This window comes from Massilia timonae (genome assembly GCF_001866515.1).
GTDB classification, from domain to species: domain Bacteria; phylum Pseudomonadota; class Gammaproteobacteria; order Burkholderiales; family Burkholderiaceae_D; genus Telluria; species Telluria timonae.
This window is the reverse complement of record NZ_JRYB01000001.1, coordinates 1537052-1552094: the sequence shown is the minus strand read 5'-3', so window position 1 is coordinate 1552094 and position 15043 is coordinate 1537052. Positions and strand designations below refer to the sequence as shown.

Below are 15043 nucleotides of genomic sequence, written 5' to 3'. Positions count from 1 at the left end.
CCGCTTGTGTTTCCATGCTATATTTACTGTTAAAAATATAGCAAAAAACAACCATGCTTGTGATATATAAAATGCATGGTTCAGCAATGTTTGGCTGGATTTGCTTGTACAGGCGACAAGTCATCGACATTACACAGCGCTGACCTACTATGGCGAGCACATGATCAGCGACAAGCGGCGTGGGGAAACATGATGACAGGGCTGTTGCCCTGTGGGAAATTTTTTCTACCCCGCGCACGGCAGATCTAGCGATAAAGAAACAAATCTCAATCTTTGCTATATTGATAATGTCGCGTAGGAAAATTTATTAACCAGGAGGCGGACGAGGTCGGCGATTGTCGTCAATACAACACGTCCTGGCGAGCGCGACACGTTATAGCTATTGTATGAGACCATGCGCGCGCTGCTGTCGATGCAGCCGATGCCTTGTGGTCGTTTTGCCAACTCAGCAAGCAGTGAAGCAATAATAAATTCTGGGGAATAAAATGTTTCGGATCTCTAATCACTATGTGTCGAAGATCGTATTCGTCCTGCTGTTCGTAGAGATATTGATCCTGCTTGGGGCCGCCTATGCGGGCGCCGCCATGCGTTTTCTTGATGTCGGCGCGCCGACGACGGCCTTGCAGCTCGATCACTTCATGGCCTCGGCAATCGCCTTCGCGGTGGCGGTGAGCTTCAGCATGAGCGCCATGGGCATGTACCAGCTCGATTTCGACGAAGGCCTGCGCCATCCCTTCCTGATGAAGCTGATGCCCGCTTTCCTGATGGGCTTCCTGATCCTGACCCTGGTGTTCTATATTGCCCCCGATCTGTATTTCGGCCGCGGCATCCTGCTGCTGGTGTTCGGCCTGGCGGCGGTCGGCATCTTTACGGCGCGCATCATCTTCTTCAAGACATCCGAACTGCGCCTGATGCAGTCGCGCATCATGTTCCTGGGCAGCGGTCCGCTGGCCAAGGAGTGCAGCGAACTGGCGCAGAAGAAGACCAGCTACCACCGCTACAATATCGCCGGCTTCATTCCGGTCGCCAGCGAAGAGGTCTGCGTGCCTGCCGGCAACCTGCTCAAGGTGCGCGACGGCGATTCGCTGGTCAAGGTCGCCAAGCAGTACGGCGTGCAGGAAATCGTGGTCTCGGTACAGAACCGGCGCGGCAGCTTCCCCATCAAGGAACTGCTGGACTGCAAACTGCAGGGCCTCAAGGTCACCGATGCCGCCACCTTCTTCGAACGCGAAACCTGCCAGATCCGGGTCGATTCCCTGCAGCCGAGCTGGCTGGTCTTCGGCGGCGGTTTTGACCAGAGCTATATCCGCACCTTCATGAAGCGCGGCTTCGACCTGGTGTGCAGCACCCTGATCATGGTCATGACCCTGCCGATCATGCTGGCCGCGGCGATCGCCGTGTGGCTGGAAGACCGCGGCCCCGTGTTCTATTCGCAGGAACGGGTCGGCAAGGACGGCAAGATCTTCCGGGTGCACAAATTCCGCAGCATGCGCACCGATGCCGAAAAAGGCGGCAAGCCGCAGTGGGCGGCCCAGAACGATCCGCGCGTCACCCGCGTCGGCAATTTCATGCGCAAGACCCGCATCGACGAACTGCCCCAGGTGTTCAATGTGCTCAAGGGCGAGATGTCCTTCGTCGGTCCGCGGCCCGAGCGTGCCTATTTCGTGGAACAGTTGATCGAGGTGGTGCCGTATTACAATGTACGTCATAGCATCAAGCCAGGCATCACCGGCTGGGCCCAGGTTCGTTACGGCTATGGTTCCTCGGCCGAGGATGCGCTGCAAAAGCTGCAGTACGACCTGTATTACGTCAAGAACAACAGCCTGTTCCTCGACGTGCTGGTCCTGATCAATACGCTCAAGGTCGTGCTGTTCCGCAGCGGGCGCTGACGGCCGTGCCCCGGGTGGTCCCGGGGCCAGGCATCGGTGTGGCCTCCTTACCGGGATTTTTTCAATGCACGTTCTCATGGATGGCGCACGTTGACCAGCATTGCCGTCTACAGCTATAGCGTCGCCGCCGTCGGTTTCTTCCTGCTGATCGGTCTCCTGCTGACGATCTGGCGCGGCCGCAGCCACGTCGCGCCGGTCGCGATCGCCTGCGCGCTCACCGCGCTCTGGTCCGGCGCCCTGGCCCTGGAAGCCGCGTCCGGCCTCGGGCTGTGGTCGGTCTGGACCGACAAGCTCGAGATCCTGCGCAGCGGCGCCTGGTGCGTCGTGCTGCTCCTCTTGCTGGGCAACTACCGCGATCCGGGCAGCCGCTGGCCGTTCGGCCTGCGCACCCCGGTATTCGTGGGCGGCATGGTCTACCTGGGCCTGCTGCTGGCGACGGCGCTGCTGCGCACCGACCTGATGCTCAACTTCGACGGCCTGCTGCCGAACGTGACGGCGCGCGTGTGCCAGGCGGTGCTGGGCATGCTGCTGGTCGAGCAGGTGTACCGCAACAAGACGGTGCAGGAGCGCTGGGCCATCAAGTTCGCCTGCCTCGGCATCGGCGCCATGTTCGCCTACGACTTCTACATGTACAGCCAGGCGATGCTGTTCCACGAGATGCACCAGGACACCTGGGCCGCGCGCGGCATCGTCAACGCCCTGGCCATGCCGCTGATCGGCACCGCGATCAAGCGCGGCGCCTCGCGCGCCAATGCGCTGGCGCTGTCGCGGCGCGTGATGTTCCATTCGACCGCGCTGTTCGGCTCCGCGCTGTACCTGATGGCGATGGGCTTCGCCGGCTATTACCTGCGCTACTTCGGCGGCAGCTGGGGCGGCGTGATGCAGGTGGTGTTCCTGTGCGGCGCGCTGTTGGTGCTGGCCGGGACCCTGTTCTCGGGCACCTTCCGCGCCTGGCTCAAGGTTTTCATCAGCAAGCATTTCTACAGCTACGGCTACGACTACCGCGAGGAATGGATGCGCTTCACTCGCACCCTGTCCGAGCACAGCGCCAATATCGGCGAACGCGCGATCGAGGCGGTCGGCGCCCTGGTCGAAAGCCCGGGCGGGGTGCTGTGGCAGCGCCGCGACGGGGAACCCGACAGCGGCGGCGGCGGCGCCTATCGCCCGGCGGCCGGCTGGCAGGCTTCCAGCAGCGCCGTCGAGCCGGCCGATTCGAAGTTCTGCCGCTTCCTGGAAACCACCCAGTGGGTGATCGACCTGCACGAATACAAGGCCCTGCCCGAGAAGTACGGCGACCTCGAACTGCCGGACTGGCTGAAGGCATTCCCGCGCGGCTGGCTGGTGGTGCCCCTGATCATGCACTCGAAACTGTTCGGCTTCGTGGTGCTGCAGGACGCGCGCAGCACGGTGGCCCTGAACTGGGAAGTGTTCGACCTGCTCGAGATCGCGGGCAGCCAGGCCGCCAGCTACCTGGCGCAGCAGGACGCCGCCAACGAGTTGATGGTGGCGCGCCAGTTCGATTCGTTCAACCGCATGTCGACCTTCGTGGTGCACGACCTCAAGAACCTGGTGTCCCAGCTGTCCCTGATGAACGCCAACGCCGAAAAGCACCGCGACAATCCGGAGTTCCAGCGCGACATGCTCGATACGGTCGACCATTCGATCCAGAAGATGACGTCGATGCTGCAGAAACTGAGCCGCAACGATGCCCCGGCGCGGCCGCGCGCCCTGTCGGTCGAGGCCGTGGTGCGCCAGGCGATCGCGCTCAAGAGCGCCCTCGAGCCGCATCCGTCGCTGCAGGTCGAGCAGCAGGGCCTGATGGTGCTGGCCGACCGCGAGCGGCTCGAGCGCGTGCTGGGCCACCTGATCCAGAACGCGATCGAGGCCACGCCCAAGAGCGGCCGCGTGAACGTGAGCATCCGCCGCCAGGGCAACGGGGTGGCGATCACGGTGGCCGACACCGGCGCCGGCATGACCGAGAAATTCATTCGCGAGCGCCTGTTCAAGCCGTTCGAGTCGACCAAGCCGGCCGGCATGGGCATCGGCGTGTTCGAGAGCCGCGAATACATCACTGAACTGGGCGGCGCGCTGGACTTGACCAGCACGCCCTCGGTCGGAACCACTTTTACCGTCACCCTGCCGTTGTACCATGAGGCCGGCGCCGGCATCGCCGCCGGCGCCATCGATCGCGCAGCGTGAACTGAGGAATAGCCGTGACCCAAAACAAACCGAAACTGTTGATCATCGAAGACGACCCCGGCCTGCAGAAGCAGCTGCGCTGGAGCTTCGATGCGTATGACGTGGTCGTCGCCGGCGACCGCGAAAGCGCGCTGGCGCAGATTCGCCGCCACGAGCCGGCGGTGGTCACCATGGACCTCGGGCTGCCGCCCGATCCGGACGGTTCGACCGAAGGCCTGGCCACGCTGGAACAGATCCTGGCGCTGGCGCCGGACACCCGCGTGATCGTCCTGACCGGCAACCAGGAGCGCGCCAACGCGGTCAAGGCGATCGCCATGGGCGCCTATGATTTCCACCAGAAGCCGTGCGAGCCCGAGGTGCTGAACCTGGTGATCCAGCGCGCGTTCTTCTTGCACAACCTGCAGATGGAAAACCGCCGCATGCAGTCGAACCAGGCCGATTCGCCGATGGCGGGCGTGATCAGCCGCGACGCCGGCATGCTCAAGGTGTGCCGCAACATCGAGAAGGTGGCCCCGACCTCGGCCTCGGTGATGATCCTGGGCGAATCGGGCACCGGCAAGGAAGTGCTGGCGCGCGCGCTGCACGCGCTGTCGCCGCGCGCCAAGGAGCGTTTCGTGGCGATCAACTGCGCCGCGATTCCCGAGAACCTGCTCGAGAGCGAACTGTTCGGCTACGAGAAGGGCGCCTTCACCGGCGCCGCCAAGCAGACCAAGGGCAAGGTCGAACTGGCCAACGGCGGCACTTTCTTCCTCGATGAAGTGGGCGACCTGCCGATGGCGCTGCAGGCCAAGCTGCTGCGCTTCCTGCAGGAGCGCGTGATCGAGCGCATCGGCGGCCATGAGGAAATCCCGGTCGACGTGCGCATCGTGTGCGCGACTCACCAGAAGCTCAAGGAATTGTGCAGCACCGGGCGCTTCCGCGAAGACTTGTACTACCGCTTGTCCGAGATCGTGGTCACGATCCCGCCGCTGCGCGCGCGCCAGGGCGATGCGGCGCTGCTGGCCCACCATTTCAAGAACAAGTTCTGCGCCCAGGAGTCGCGCCCGACCCTGCACTTCGCGCCGGACGCGATCGCCGCCATCGAGGGCTACCAGTGGCCGGGCAACGTGCGCGAGATGGAAAACTGCGTCAAGCGCGCCGTGATCATGGCCGACGGCCCGACCATCGTGGCCGACGACCTGGGCCTGCCCGACGACGGCACCCAGGTCGAGCAACCGCTGAATTTGCGCCAGGTGCGCGACGAGGCCGAACACGCGGCCATCGTGCGCGTGCTGGCGCGGGTGGACGGCAATATCGTCAAGGCTTCCGAGATGCTGGGCGTGAGCCGTCCGACCCTGTATGACCTGATGAACCGGCACGGCATCAAGAGCAGCGTCTGAAGTGCTCGCTATGAGGTGCTCCCCATGAAGCGTGGCGCGCGCCTGGCGCTGGCGGCCGCCTTGCTGGCCGGCTGCGGCGTGGCGGCGGGGCTGTTCGTGGCCGAGCGTGCCGGCGTGATGCCGCGCACCCTGGCGCCCTACATCGAGAAGCGCAGCAGCGGCCACAACGCCGTCATCGTCGGCGCCGGCCAGTTCGCCAGCCGCGGCCTGCTGGCGCTGGACCGCGGCGCAGCGGGCGGCGCTCCCGCGCCCGACCTGGCGCCCCTGACGCTGGGCGCCCAGCCGCAGCCGGCCGGAGCCGCCGCTTCCGATGATGCCGTGGTCGGCGACGTCGGCGCCCTGCGCGCCGCCATGGCTGCGGCCACGCCGGGCACGACGATCACGCTGGCGCCAGGCAGCTATCGCATCGAACACCGTGCGCTGGAAGCCAGCCGGCCCGGCGGCGCGCAGGCGCCGGTCGTGCTGCGCGCCGCGCGGCCGGGCACGGTGACCTTGCTGTCGAACGTGCCGGTCGCGATCCGGGTCAACGCTCCCTACTGGCGCTTCGAGAACCTCACCATCGACGGCGCCTGCGCCGCCCACGACGACTGCGAGCACGCCTTCCAGGTGACCGGCGCGGCCAGCCATTTCGCGGCCGTCAACAACACCCTGCAAGGCTTCAACGCCCACTTCAAGATCAACGGCGCCGGCGGACGCTTTCCCGACCATGGCCTGATCGAGGCGAACACCCTGTCCAATCCGGCGCCGCGCGCGACGCGCAAACCGGTGACCCCGATCGACCTGGTCGCGGCCAGCGACTGGACGGTGCGCGGCAACATCATCCGCGACTTCGTCAAGGCGGGCGGCGACCGGATCAGCTACGGCGCCTTCGCCAAGGGCGGCGGCAGCGGCAATCTGTTCGAGCGCAACCTGGTGTGGTGCGAGCAGGCGCTGGCCGGCCAGCCGGGCCAGCGCGTCGGGCTGTCGCTGGGGGGAGGCGGCACCGGCAAGCCGTATTGCCGCGATGGCCGCTGCATCACGGAGCAGGAGCGCGGCGTCGTGCGCGCCAACCTGGTCGTCGGCTGTTCCGACGTCGGTATTTATCTCAATAGCGCGGCCGATTCCCGGATCGAGGACAACACCCTGGTCGACACCGCCGGCATCGACGTGCGCTTCGCCACCAGCAGCGCGCGCATCGATGGCAACCTGGTCGACGGTCCGATCCGCAGCCGCGACGGCGGCCTGCTGCGCCTGGGGGATAACCGCGATGCGGCCTTGTGGCGCTCGTACGCGGGACTGCATCCGGTGCGCGCCCTGTTCGCGGCGCCGGCCAGCGGTGATTTCCTTTGGCACGACGGGGCGCCGGCGCGCGCCATGCCGCGCCAGGACGGCGTCGACTTGTGCGGCGCCGCGCGTGGCCAGGCGAAGGCTTACGGCGCCTTCGAGGATTTCGGCGCCTGCCTGCGCCGCTGAGGATTTACCAGGAGCGCAGCCACTCGGCGGTCCAGCGCGCGACCTGGTCGCGCCAGGCGCGGCGCGAGAAAGTATGGTCGGCGTCGTCGATCTGGCGCCGCGTCACGCGCGGCGGGGCCAGCACGCCTTTCCAGGCGCGGTCGGCGTCGGCCAGGTCGCAGAATTCGCGCGCGGTCAGGTCGGCGCCGGCGATCACCAGCAATACCTGCCCGCGAAAATCCTGCAGGCCGGCGCGCATCCGTTCCGGCAGCGAGGCGGTGGCGGTGGCGGTGGCGGCGGCAGGCGCGGGCCCGCCCCTGGCCTTGCGCAGCAGCGCCACCAATGAACTCAGCGAACGGCGCCAGTCGAGGCCCCCGCGCAGCAGCTGTTTCCAGAAGGCCGGGTCGCGCAGGCGCGCCCGGTAGTAATGGCGCAGCGTGGCGCGCGCCAGGCCGTCCTCGGTGCGCACCCAGGGATTGAGCAGCACCAGGCCGGTCACGCGCGGGTCGCGCGCCGCATACATGCCGATCGCCGAGGCGGCGTCGCACAGGCCCCACAGCACCACTTCGCGCAGGCCGGGCGCCGCCGCCATGAAGGCGTCGATCGCGGCGCGCAGGTCGTCCTCGACGTCGTCGAACGGGCGGATCGCGCCCTCGCTGTCCCCCATGCCGCGGTAGTCGAAGCGCAGCACCGGCACGCCGTCCTGCGCCAGGTCGCGCGCCAGCAGGGTGAATTGACGATGGCTCCCGGCCCGGTATTGCGGGCCGCCGACGACCACCAGCACGCCGCGCGCGCCGGATGCGGCATGACCCGGCAGGCTCAGGATGCCGTACAGCCGCTCGCCGCCGCAGTCGAAGGCGAGCGCCCGTTCTTCCGGGGGCCGGTCCGGATCGGTAGCGGCTTCCATATGCCTGATCTCCACGCCTTCAATGCCCATGCAGTCTTGCCTCCAGCGCGGCCGTGCCGGTCTCCAGCCAGGCCGCATTCTCGGTGATCTCGGTGGTGGTCCAGAACGGCGCGCTGTGGACCGGGTGCAGGCGCAGGTCGACAGCGGCGTCGCACCAGGCGGCGGCGGCGCGCGCGGCGCCGGGGGACGGCTCGGCGCCGGCCTGGGTGACCGCCTCGATCCAGTCGACCGGGCAGGCCGGGCGGAAGGCGTCCAGCGGGTCGAGCGCATCGAGCGCGCGCGCCAGGTGGGGATCGAGGTCGTAGCCGGCAATCTCGAGCGCTTCGCCGGCCAGCAGCGCCGCACGCAATTGCGCCGTGCCGCCGCCGGCGTCGCCATCGGCCAGCAGCGCGCCGGCCAGGCGCAGCCGCAGGAACTGGGTCAGGTAGGTGGAGCCCTTGAGCACCGGCTGCCACAGCAGCATGCCGGCCACCGGGTGCGCGGCCGTGCGCGCATAGTCCAGCGCCAGCAGGGCGCCCAGGCGCAGGCCCCACAGCCGCAGCGGCGCGTCGGTTCTCTCGCGCAGCCAGGCCGCGGCCAGCGCCAGGTCGGCCTGCCACCGTTCCCAGCGCGCGTCGCCGAAGTCGCCGCTGCTGTCGCCGCAGCCGGCCAGGTCGATCTGCAGCACGGCGTGGCCGGCCGCGGCGAAGGCGCGCGCCTGCAGCGCCGCCATGCGGCGCGAGCGGTTCAGCTCTTCGGCGAAGGGATGCACGTACAGCAGCGCCCCGCGCGCCGGGCCGGCCGGCGGGTGGTAGAGGCAGAAACGCTGCCCGCCGTCCGCCTTCAGGAAGAAGGGTTCGGCCGGCGCGCCGGCGGCGGCCTTCATGCGCCGCGCTTGTCGTCCACGAAAGCGGCCAGGCTGCCCAGGGTGGAGAAGGTGCTGGCGCTGATGTCGTCGTCGTCGATCGCGATGTCGAAATGTTCCTCGAGGGCGGCGATCAGGCTGATCACCGCCATCGAGTCGAGTTCGGGCAGCGCGCCCAGCAGGGGCGAGTCCGCGGTCAGCTGGCGGCCGGCGTCGCCCAGGCTGAGGACGTCGGTGAGGATGGTCTTGATTTGGTCGAGGATCATGCGAATTCCATTCACGGATTGGGGCGCAGCAGCGCCAGCCGGGTCTTGATCGGGGCCGCCAGGCGGTGCACCTCGCCCACCAGTTCATGGCGCGTCAGGCGCAGCAGCAGGTACCAGGCGACGGCGATGACCGGCGCCATGGCGAGCAGGCGCAGCAGCGGCGCCAGCGAGGACGGCAGCGCCATCGCCAGCAGCATGGCGGCGCCGCTGGTGCCCAGCGCCACCACCGCGCTCGGGAGCAGGGCGCGCAGCAGGCGGCCGATGCCGAGGTCGAAATAATGACGCTGGATGTAGGCGCGCAGCGGCATGGTCAGCACTGTTGCCAGGCACAGCGACCATGCGAAGCGCACCAGCGAACCATCGTACATCCATACCCCGAACCCGATGCGCGCGAACAGGATGGCGAGCACGAACACCGCGCTCATGTAAGGGCGCCCAATCGCGGTCAGCGCGAAGCTGACATACTGGAACGTCATTACCGAGGCGGCCGCAAGCGTCAGCGGCAGGATGGCGGGCACCGCCTCGAGCCAGGTCGGGCCGTACAGCGCCAGGACGATGTCGTGCCCGAGCACCGCCGTCAATCCCAGCGCGGTCCACCCGACCCCGGTCAGCAGGACGGTGGCACGGGTCAGCACCGGCGCCAGCGATTCGCCGCGGTGGAAGATCTGCGCCATGTAGGAAACGGCGCCGTAGGTCATGGTCGAGCCGGCGATGTGGATGAAAATCTGGACGGTGGAATTGGCGCGGCTGAGCAGGCCGACCTGGCTTGCCGAGCCGAGCTTGCCGAGCAGGATGTCGGGAATCGCATTATTGATCGCCACAGACGTGTTCGAAATGAGAGAACCCGCGCCGAAATTGACGATGCCGCGCCAGTGGGTGAACGCGGGCAGCCATGGCATAGTGCGTGGCCGGAAGGGAGCCAGGGCCACGATACTCACGAGAATATTGATCAGGTTGGCCCACGCCAGGCTCATGCTGCCGAATCCTAGCTTGGCCAGCACCAGGCAACTGGCGCAATAACTCAGGGTGCCCGCTGCCGTTACGTAGGCCTGCTTCTGCGCTTCAAATTTGCGCGAGAGCATGGCATTGGTGATCGAGCCGAAAGGAATGAACACGAATCCGAGGGCCAGCACCTGCATGACCGGCACCATCTGCGGCTCGTCGAACGCGGCGCCGATCGGGCCACTGGCGAGATACAGGCACAGGGCGATCAGCCAGGACGAGGAAAACAGTACGCCAGCCGCCGATTGGAGTTTCTCGGGAGTGAGATCGTTCTCGCGCTGGATGTATTGGTTGACGCCGAAATCGCGGAACACATGGGCGAAATTGACGAACACCACGGTCATCGAAAAGACGCCGATCTCGCTCGGACTCAGGATGCGCGCGAGCAGGACGCTGACGATGAACTTGAGCACCGTCGCCCCGGTCGAGGAACAGAAGGTGATGAACAGCGATCGTCGCAGGTTTGCCATGGTTGTCAGGACTGTCGATGACGGCGATGGCGCTTCAGGCGCACGGCCCCGGCGCGACGATGGGCGCGCCAGGCCGGGCAAGGCACGGATGGCTGTCTGCAGTGCGAACTCGGATCGGATTCTTCATGGACGAATATCTGCGGCATGCACGCCTGGCGGCATGCGATCGATTGCTGTAATGCACAATATTATATGCTGCATCCCTATTTCCTCAGGGTCGCACGATACATTTCTTACATGAAAACCGAGTGTGCCTGCCAGTGATTGCCCACATGGCGACTCAATCGCCCTGCGTTTTGTTTCGGGGAACGATGGCCCATACGGGCATCTTGCTGTAGTCCGGCTTGTCGGCCCGTGCGTCGAAGCGTTTCCAGGCCTCTGCGGCATGTGGAATGCCGGACGTCGCCGCTACCGCCAGCGCGGGCTGCATATTGGCCGGATAGCCCAGCGGCGAGTCCGAATAGCCCGACATCCGGCCGGGCGACCAGCGTCCCTTGCTGGCCGTGCGCAGCCAGTCGCTCTGCTCGCGGCTCGCGCAGGGCTGGTCGATATATTTCAGGCCCTGCGGATGCTTCAGTTTTTTACTTTCGTTGAGAATGCTGTCGCCGCCAAAATTAAACTGGTACATGGTGGCCAGGTCGTCGAACAGCGGCTCCTTCGGCCCAGGGCGGAATTCGAGATGATAGGCCGAGGCCTGGATCCAGCAGAAACCGGGCGTCGTCATGCGCCCGACCGCATACTTCGCTTTCCAGCGCAAGATGGGCAGCGCCTTGTCGAAGCCGAGTTCTGCGAGATACCCGAAGCTCCAGGTAAGGAAGTCGTCCTGCCATGGCGCCGATGCCTTCACCTTGAACGAACTGGCGCCCGAACTGTCGTACACGCCCAGGCGATTCGGATTGCCCACCACATACGTGGCATGGTAGAAGGCCAGGTTATTGTCGAGCTGCTTGGCGAAATACCCTTTCAGCGGATGGGCGTCGGGGGTGATGTAGGCGGCGTGGCCGAGCGTGCGCAGCGACCATGCCTGGCCGCGTACCTGCTGCCAGCGCACCAGGCCCTGCCCGCGACCCGAATTGCCCGGATCGGTTTCGAGCGGATTGCTGGCGGCCCAGAAGTGCAGCTCTTCCAGGTAGTAATAGTCGCCGGTAAGCAGGTAGGGCAGGTAGGCGAGCGAAGGCTGATGCGAGGTGTCGTGCTTGTAGGGCGTGTCGCACAAGCCCTTGCCGGCGCAGCGCGGCACCGGCAGCGGCGGCCTGTTTGCCAGGTTCATGTGGGTGGAGACGAGGCGATTGGCCGGTGTGTCGGTGCGCAGCGGGTATCCGGTGCGTTCATCGCGCAGGTGGATCGACCAACTGCCCGAACCCTCGGCGGCCGCGATCATGCTGGCGCGCGCACGCAAGTCCGACGACAGCAGGTATTGCACCGACCAGCCCGGTAAAGGTCCGATATCGTCGCGCCCGCCGGTCGCCGGCATGTAGCGGTTGACGGGCCCGATCGTCATCGGGCCGGTTTTTCCGGAGCCGAGCCGGGAAGCCTGGTCAGCCAGCGAACGTTCGCTCGGCTTGATGCCCTGGTCGTAGTTGGGCACGGCGCGCGAGGCGATCAGGTAGGCGCTGTCGGGGCGGATGTGCAGTTCCGGGGCGCGCGTCTCGTTCCACCAGGCCAGCTGGCGCCAGCGCGCGTGATGGTAATGGCGCAGTCCTTCCCTGGCATACACGGTGCGTCCGCCCACCTCGACCTCGACGTCGTAGTCGAGGTTGCGCGCGCCGGCCTGGAAGGTCCTGGTGTTTTCGACGACGACCTCGACCCGTGCCTGTCGTTCCAGGCCCGGATACCAGCGCACGGCAAAGCGCGCGTCCAGCAGCGGATGGGCGGCGCCGCCCTGCGCCTTGAACGGCGCCAGGCCGCGCCACTCGCGCGCCAGCGGGCCGTCGAGCCAGGCGCCGGTGTTCTTTTCGCCCCTGGCGCCTGCAGCCGCCTCGGCCAGGGTGGCGCGGTAGGTCACGCCATCGATCGTGAGCGTGACGCTGGCCGTCAGGCCGTCGGCGAGCAGGCGCTTGACGGTGATGTCGGCGGCGCGCGGCTGCGGGGCTCGCTCCTTCACCAGGTCGAGGTCGGCGTTTGCGCGCGCGCCGAGGCGCGGCAGGACGCCGGAGAGGACCGCATGGCGCACCGAGCCGTCCGCATGAGTGGCCTTGACATCGACCTGTAGCGGCAGCAGGGCGCCGTCTTGCAGGCGCGCCGCCAGGCGCTCGTTCTTGCCCAGGTCGCCCGGCGCGAAGACCTGGCCGAAGGTGAAGGGGACGTCGGCCTGGTCGGAGCGCAGGTTCTGGATGCGGACTTCTGCGAGAGGGGATGCCGCCAGCGCGGCGGTGCTGGTCAGCACGAGCGCCGCCGCCAGCAGACGGAACAGGCGCGGCGCGGAAAAAGAGGACGGGCCGGACATCGCAGCGGTGGGCGTCGGTGCGTCAGCCCGCCGTGGTCGACTGCGCGAGCGTGGCGCCGGCCCCTGGCGCGGCGTCGAGCGCGCGAATCACGTCGCGCGAGGTGGCTTCATACTTGCTGTTAATGAAGCGCATCGAACCGATGAAGTGCAGGAAAGCCGTTTCCGCGGTAGCGCAATCGGGGGTGCCATACTTGGGGAAGGGCAGCGTGCGGGTGCCGCGGGCATTGGCCACCAGGTAGTTCGAGGTCACCTGCTCGGTGCCCCAGCGCTTCCAGTCCTCGCCCAGCTTGGCGGTCATGCGGCGCGAAAAGTCCAGCATGGCGTCGCGCATGGTGTCCGAATGCGGGAAGCCGGTGAAGCCGGCGCAGCCGCGCACGTACAGGGCGTCCTGCGGCAGGCCGACATTGACCATCTCGCTCTCGGAAATGGTCTGGATGTGGGCGCCCGGCTTGAGCACGCGCAGCGCGTGCTCGCGCACCGCCGGCAGCTGGCGCAGCGGGGTGTCGGGCAGGTCGGCCAGCACGAAGCCGGTGCCGTTGCGCACGCCTTCCACGATTTCGGGGATCGGCTGGACCGTGACGGTATCGGCGTCGAGCTGGACCACATAGGTTTCGCGCACGAAGCCCGAGATCGCGTACAGCCTTTCCCACACGCCGCCGCGCGGAATGTCGGGATGGACGAATTCGTCGGCGTGGTGCAGCTCGATGTGCGGCACGTGCTGGCGCAGCACGGCACGGTCCTCATCGGTGATCGAGGGATCGCACACCACGACCACCCGTTCCGCGTTCGCATAACGGACGAAGGACTTGAGCGCGACCAGGTAGGCGAGAACGTCGCGGGTATGGACCATCGACAACAGCATGAACGGCAGGTTGCCGCGCTCGACCGGAGGGGTCGACAAGATTTGCCGGGTCGCCTTCGTGTGCCGGGAACGGAAATAATCCCGTTTCAGGCGCTGAACGATCCTCTGAATTAAAGACATCCTCACTGACTCCTGTATCCGCATGTCGGCAAGCGTCGCAGCTTTGCCGGACGCTGGCGTGATACTATTGCATTTCTTGCAATAGCGCGCGATTATTATATGCTGAATTGTGCAGCGCACGCGTTCCGTGCTGCATTTTTTGCCAGATGACATTATCTTCATGCCTGAAGACGGCATACCGCCATCCAAATCCCTGACGGAGCGCCATTGAGTAAGCAGCAGGTAACATTTTTCTTGCCGGATCCGCAACAAGTGCGCTTGTTGCAGGATGCCGATCCGGACCGCGACTGGCGCCTTTTCAGCACCGGGGTGCAGGTATGGGTCGGGCAAACCTATCTGCGCCTGAAGCGGGCCGGGTATCCGGTGGCGCTCAGCGCGCTGGCGCCGGATGCGGGCCTGGTGGTGGTCCATGCCGACCATGTGCCGGTGCTGCTGTGCCGGCGGCGTTGGGGGGCGGCCCTGACCATCGTGGCGGCGCGCGCCGACCGTCCGCACCAGCCGCATGCCGATGTCGAGATCGTGCAGAACGCCGCGTCCGCGCACGGCGGCAGCGCCTTCCACGTCCAGCACTGGCCGCAGCCAGGCCTGGTGGCGCGCGATCCGCAGCGCGGCAACACCGTGCGCACGGTGTCCTTCAAGGGGACGGTGGGCGAGATGACGCCGGAATTCGCCGCACCCGAGTGGGCCGACGGCCTGCGGCGCCAGGGCATCGAATGGCGCTGCGACGCGGTGGCATGGGGCGGCAATGCCGCGTCTTACCAGACCAGCTGGAACGACTACCACGATACCGACGTGGTGCTGGCGATGCGCAAGGACGTGTCGCACCTGCACGTCAAGAAGCCGGCCAGCAAGTTGATCAATGCCTGGCTGGCCGGCGTGCCGGCCATTCTCGGTCCCGAGCAGGCCTACCGCGAGTTGCGCCGCTCGCCGCTGGATTACATCGAAGTGGCGTCGGCGCGCGAGGCCGGGGAGGCGCTGGCGCGCCTGGCGAGCGAGCCGGCGCTGTACCAGGCCATGGTCGAGAACGGATTGCGTCGCGGTGAAGAAGTGCGGGCCGAGGCATGTACCCGGGTCTGGGCCGAATTGCTGTTCGATACCATCCCGGCGCGCCGCCGCGCACCGGCGCCGCTGGCGCTGGCCGGCCTTGGCCTGCGCAGCCTGCGCTGCCGGCTGCGCGCCTGGCGAACGGCGTCCCCGGCGTAAAAAAGGCGGCGCCACCGGTAGGTGG

The 15043-nt window shown here is 66.6% G+C and carries 11 protein-coding genes; 5 read left to right on the top strand and 6 right to left on the bottom strand.

The window, feature by feature from the left end:
• Positions 1-485 precede the first annotated feature (485 nt).
• The 4 genes from LO55_RS06680 to LO55_RS06665 all read left to right on the top strand — a co-directional run bounded on the left by LO55_RS06680 (position 486) and on the right by LO55_RS06665 (position 6919).
• Positions 486-1889: a TIGR03013 family XrtA/PEP-CTERM system glycosyltransferase gene (locus tag LO55_RS06680; RefSeq protein WP_071360898.1), complete on the top strand. Its 1404-nt coding sequence runs from the start codon at positions 486-488 to the stop codon at positions 1887-1889.
• Positions 1890-1979: 90 nt separating this feature from the next.
• Complete coding sequence (gene prsK, locus LO55_RS06675; protein WP_071360897.1) at positions 1980-4088, top strand: XrtA/PEP-CTERM system histidine kinase PrsK; 2109 nt, start codon at positions 1980-1982, stop codon at positions 4086-4088.
• Positions 4089-4102: 14 nt separating this feature from the next.
• Positions 4103-5467 (top strand): PEP-CTERM-box response regulator transcription factor, encoded by a 1365-nt coding sequence (prsR, locus tag LO55_RS06670; RefSeq protein ID WP_071360896.1) that lies wholly within the window; start codon positions 4103-4105, stop codon positions 5465-5467.
• A gap of 24 nt (positions 5468-5491) precedes the next feature.
• Positions 5492-6919: a NosD domain-containing protein gene (locus LO55_RS06665; protein ID WP_071360895.1), complete on the top strand. Its 1428-nt coding sequence runs from the start codon at positions 5492-5494 to the stop codon at positions 6917-6919.
• 4 nt (positions 6920-6923) lie between these two features.
• Here the strand turns inward: LO55_RS06665 and LO55_RS06660 are convergent, their stop codons facing one another.
• From LO55_RS06660 to LO55_RS06635, 6 genes are all read right to left on the bottom strand, one after another.
• Positions 6924-7805, bottom strand: coding sequence for a hydrolase 1, exosortase A system-associated (locus tag LO55_RS06660; RefSeq protein WP_071363703.1), 882 nt, complete (start codon positions 7803-7805; stop codon positions 6924-6926).
• A gap of 19 nt (positions 7806-7824) precedes the next feature.
• The gene (locus LO55_RS06655; RefSeq protein ID WP_071360894.1) at positions 7825-8670 is read right to left on the bottom strand and encodes a hydrolase 2, exosortase A system-associated; all 846 of its coding nucleotides are present in this window, start codon (positions 8668-8670) and stop codon (positions 7825-7827) included.
• Positions 8667-8915 (bottom strand): acyl carrier protein, encoded by a 249-nt coding sequence (locus LO55_RS06650; RefSeq protein ID WP_071360893.1) that lies wholly within the window; start codon positions 8913-8915, stop codon positions 8667-8669. The genes LO55_RS06655 and LO55_RS06650 overlap by 4 nt, the downstream gene beginning before the upstream one ends.
• A gap of 11 nt (positions 8916-8926) precedes the next feature.
• Complete coding sequence (locus LO55_RS06645) at positions 8927-10387, bottom strand: oligosaccharide flippase family protein (protein WP_005663898.1); 1461 nt, start codon at positions 10385-10387, stop codon at positions 8927-8929.
• A gap of 280 nt (positions 10388-10667) precedes the next feature.
• A complete protein-coding gene (locus tag LO55_RS06640; protein WP_083415213.1) occupies positions 10668-12833 on the bottom strand; it encodes an RIFT barrel domain-containing protein in 2166 nt (721 codons plus the stop codon).
• Between the two features lie 22 nt (positions 12834-12855).
• Positions 12856-13734, bottom strand: coding sequence for a glycosyltransferase family A protein (locus LO55_RS06635; RefSeq protein WP_040774951.1), 879 nt, complete (start codon positions 13732-13734; stop codon positions 12856-12858).
• Between the two features lie 333 nt (positions 13735-14067).
• Between LO55_RS06635 and LO55_RS06630 the strand changes: the two genes are divergently transcribed.
• Entirely contained in the window at positions 14068-15018 is a 951-nt protein-coding gene (locus tag LO55_RS06630; protein ID WP_218145971.1) for a hypothetical protein, read from the top strand.
• Positions 15019-15043: the final 25 nt, after the last annotated feature.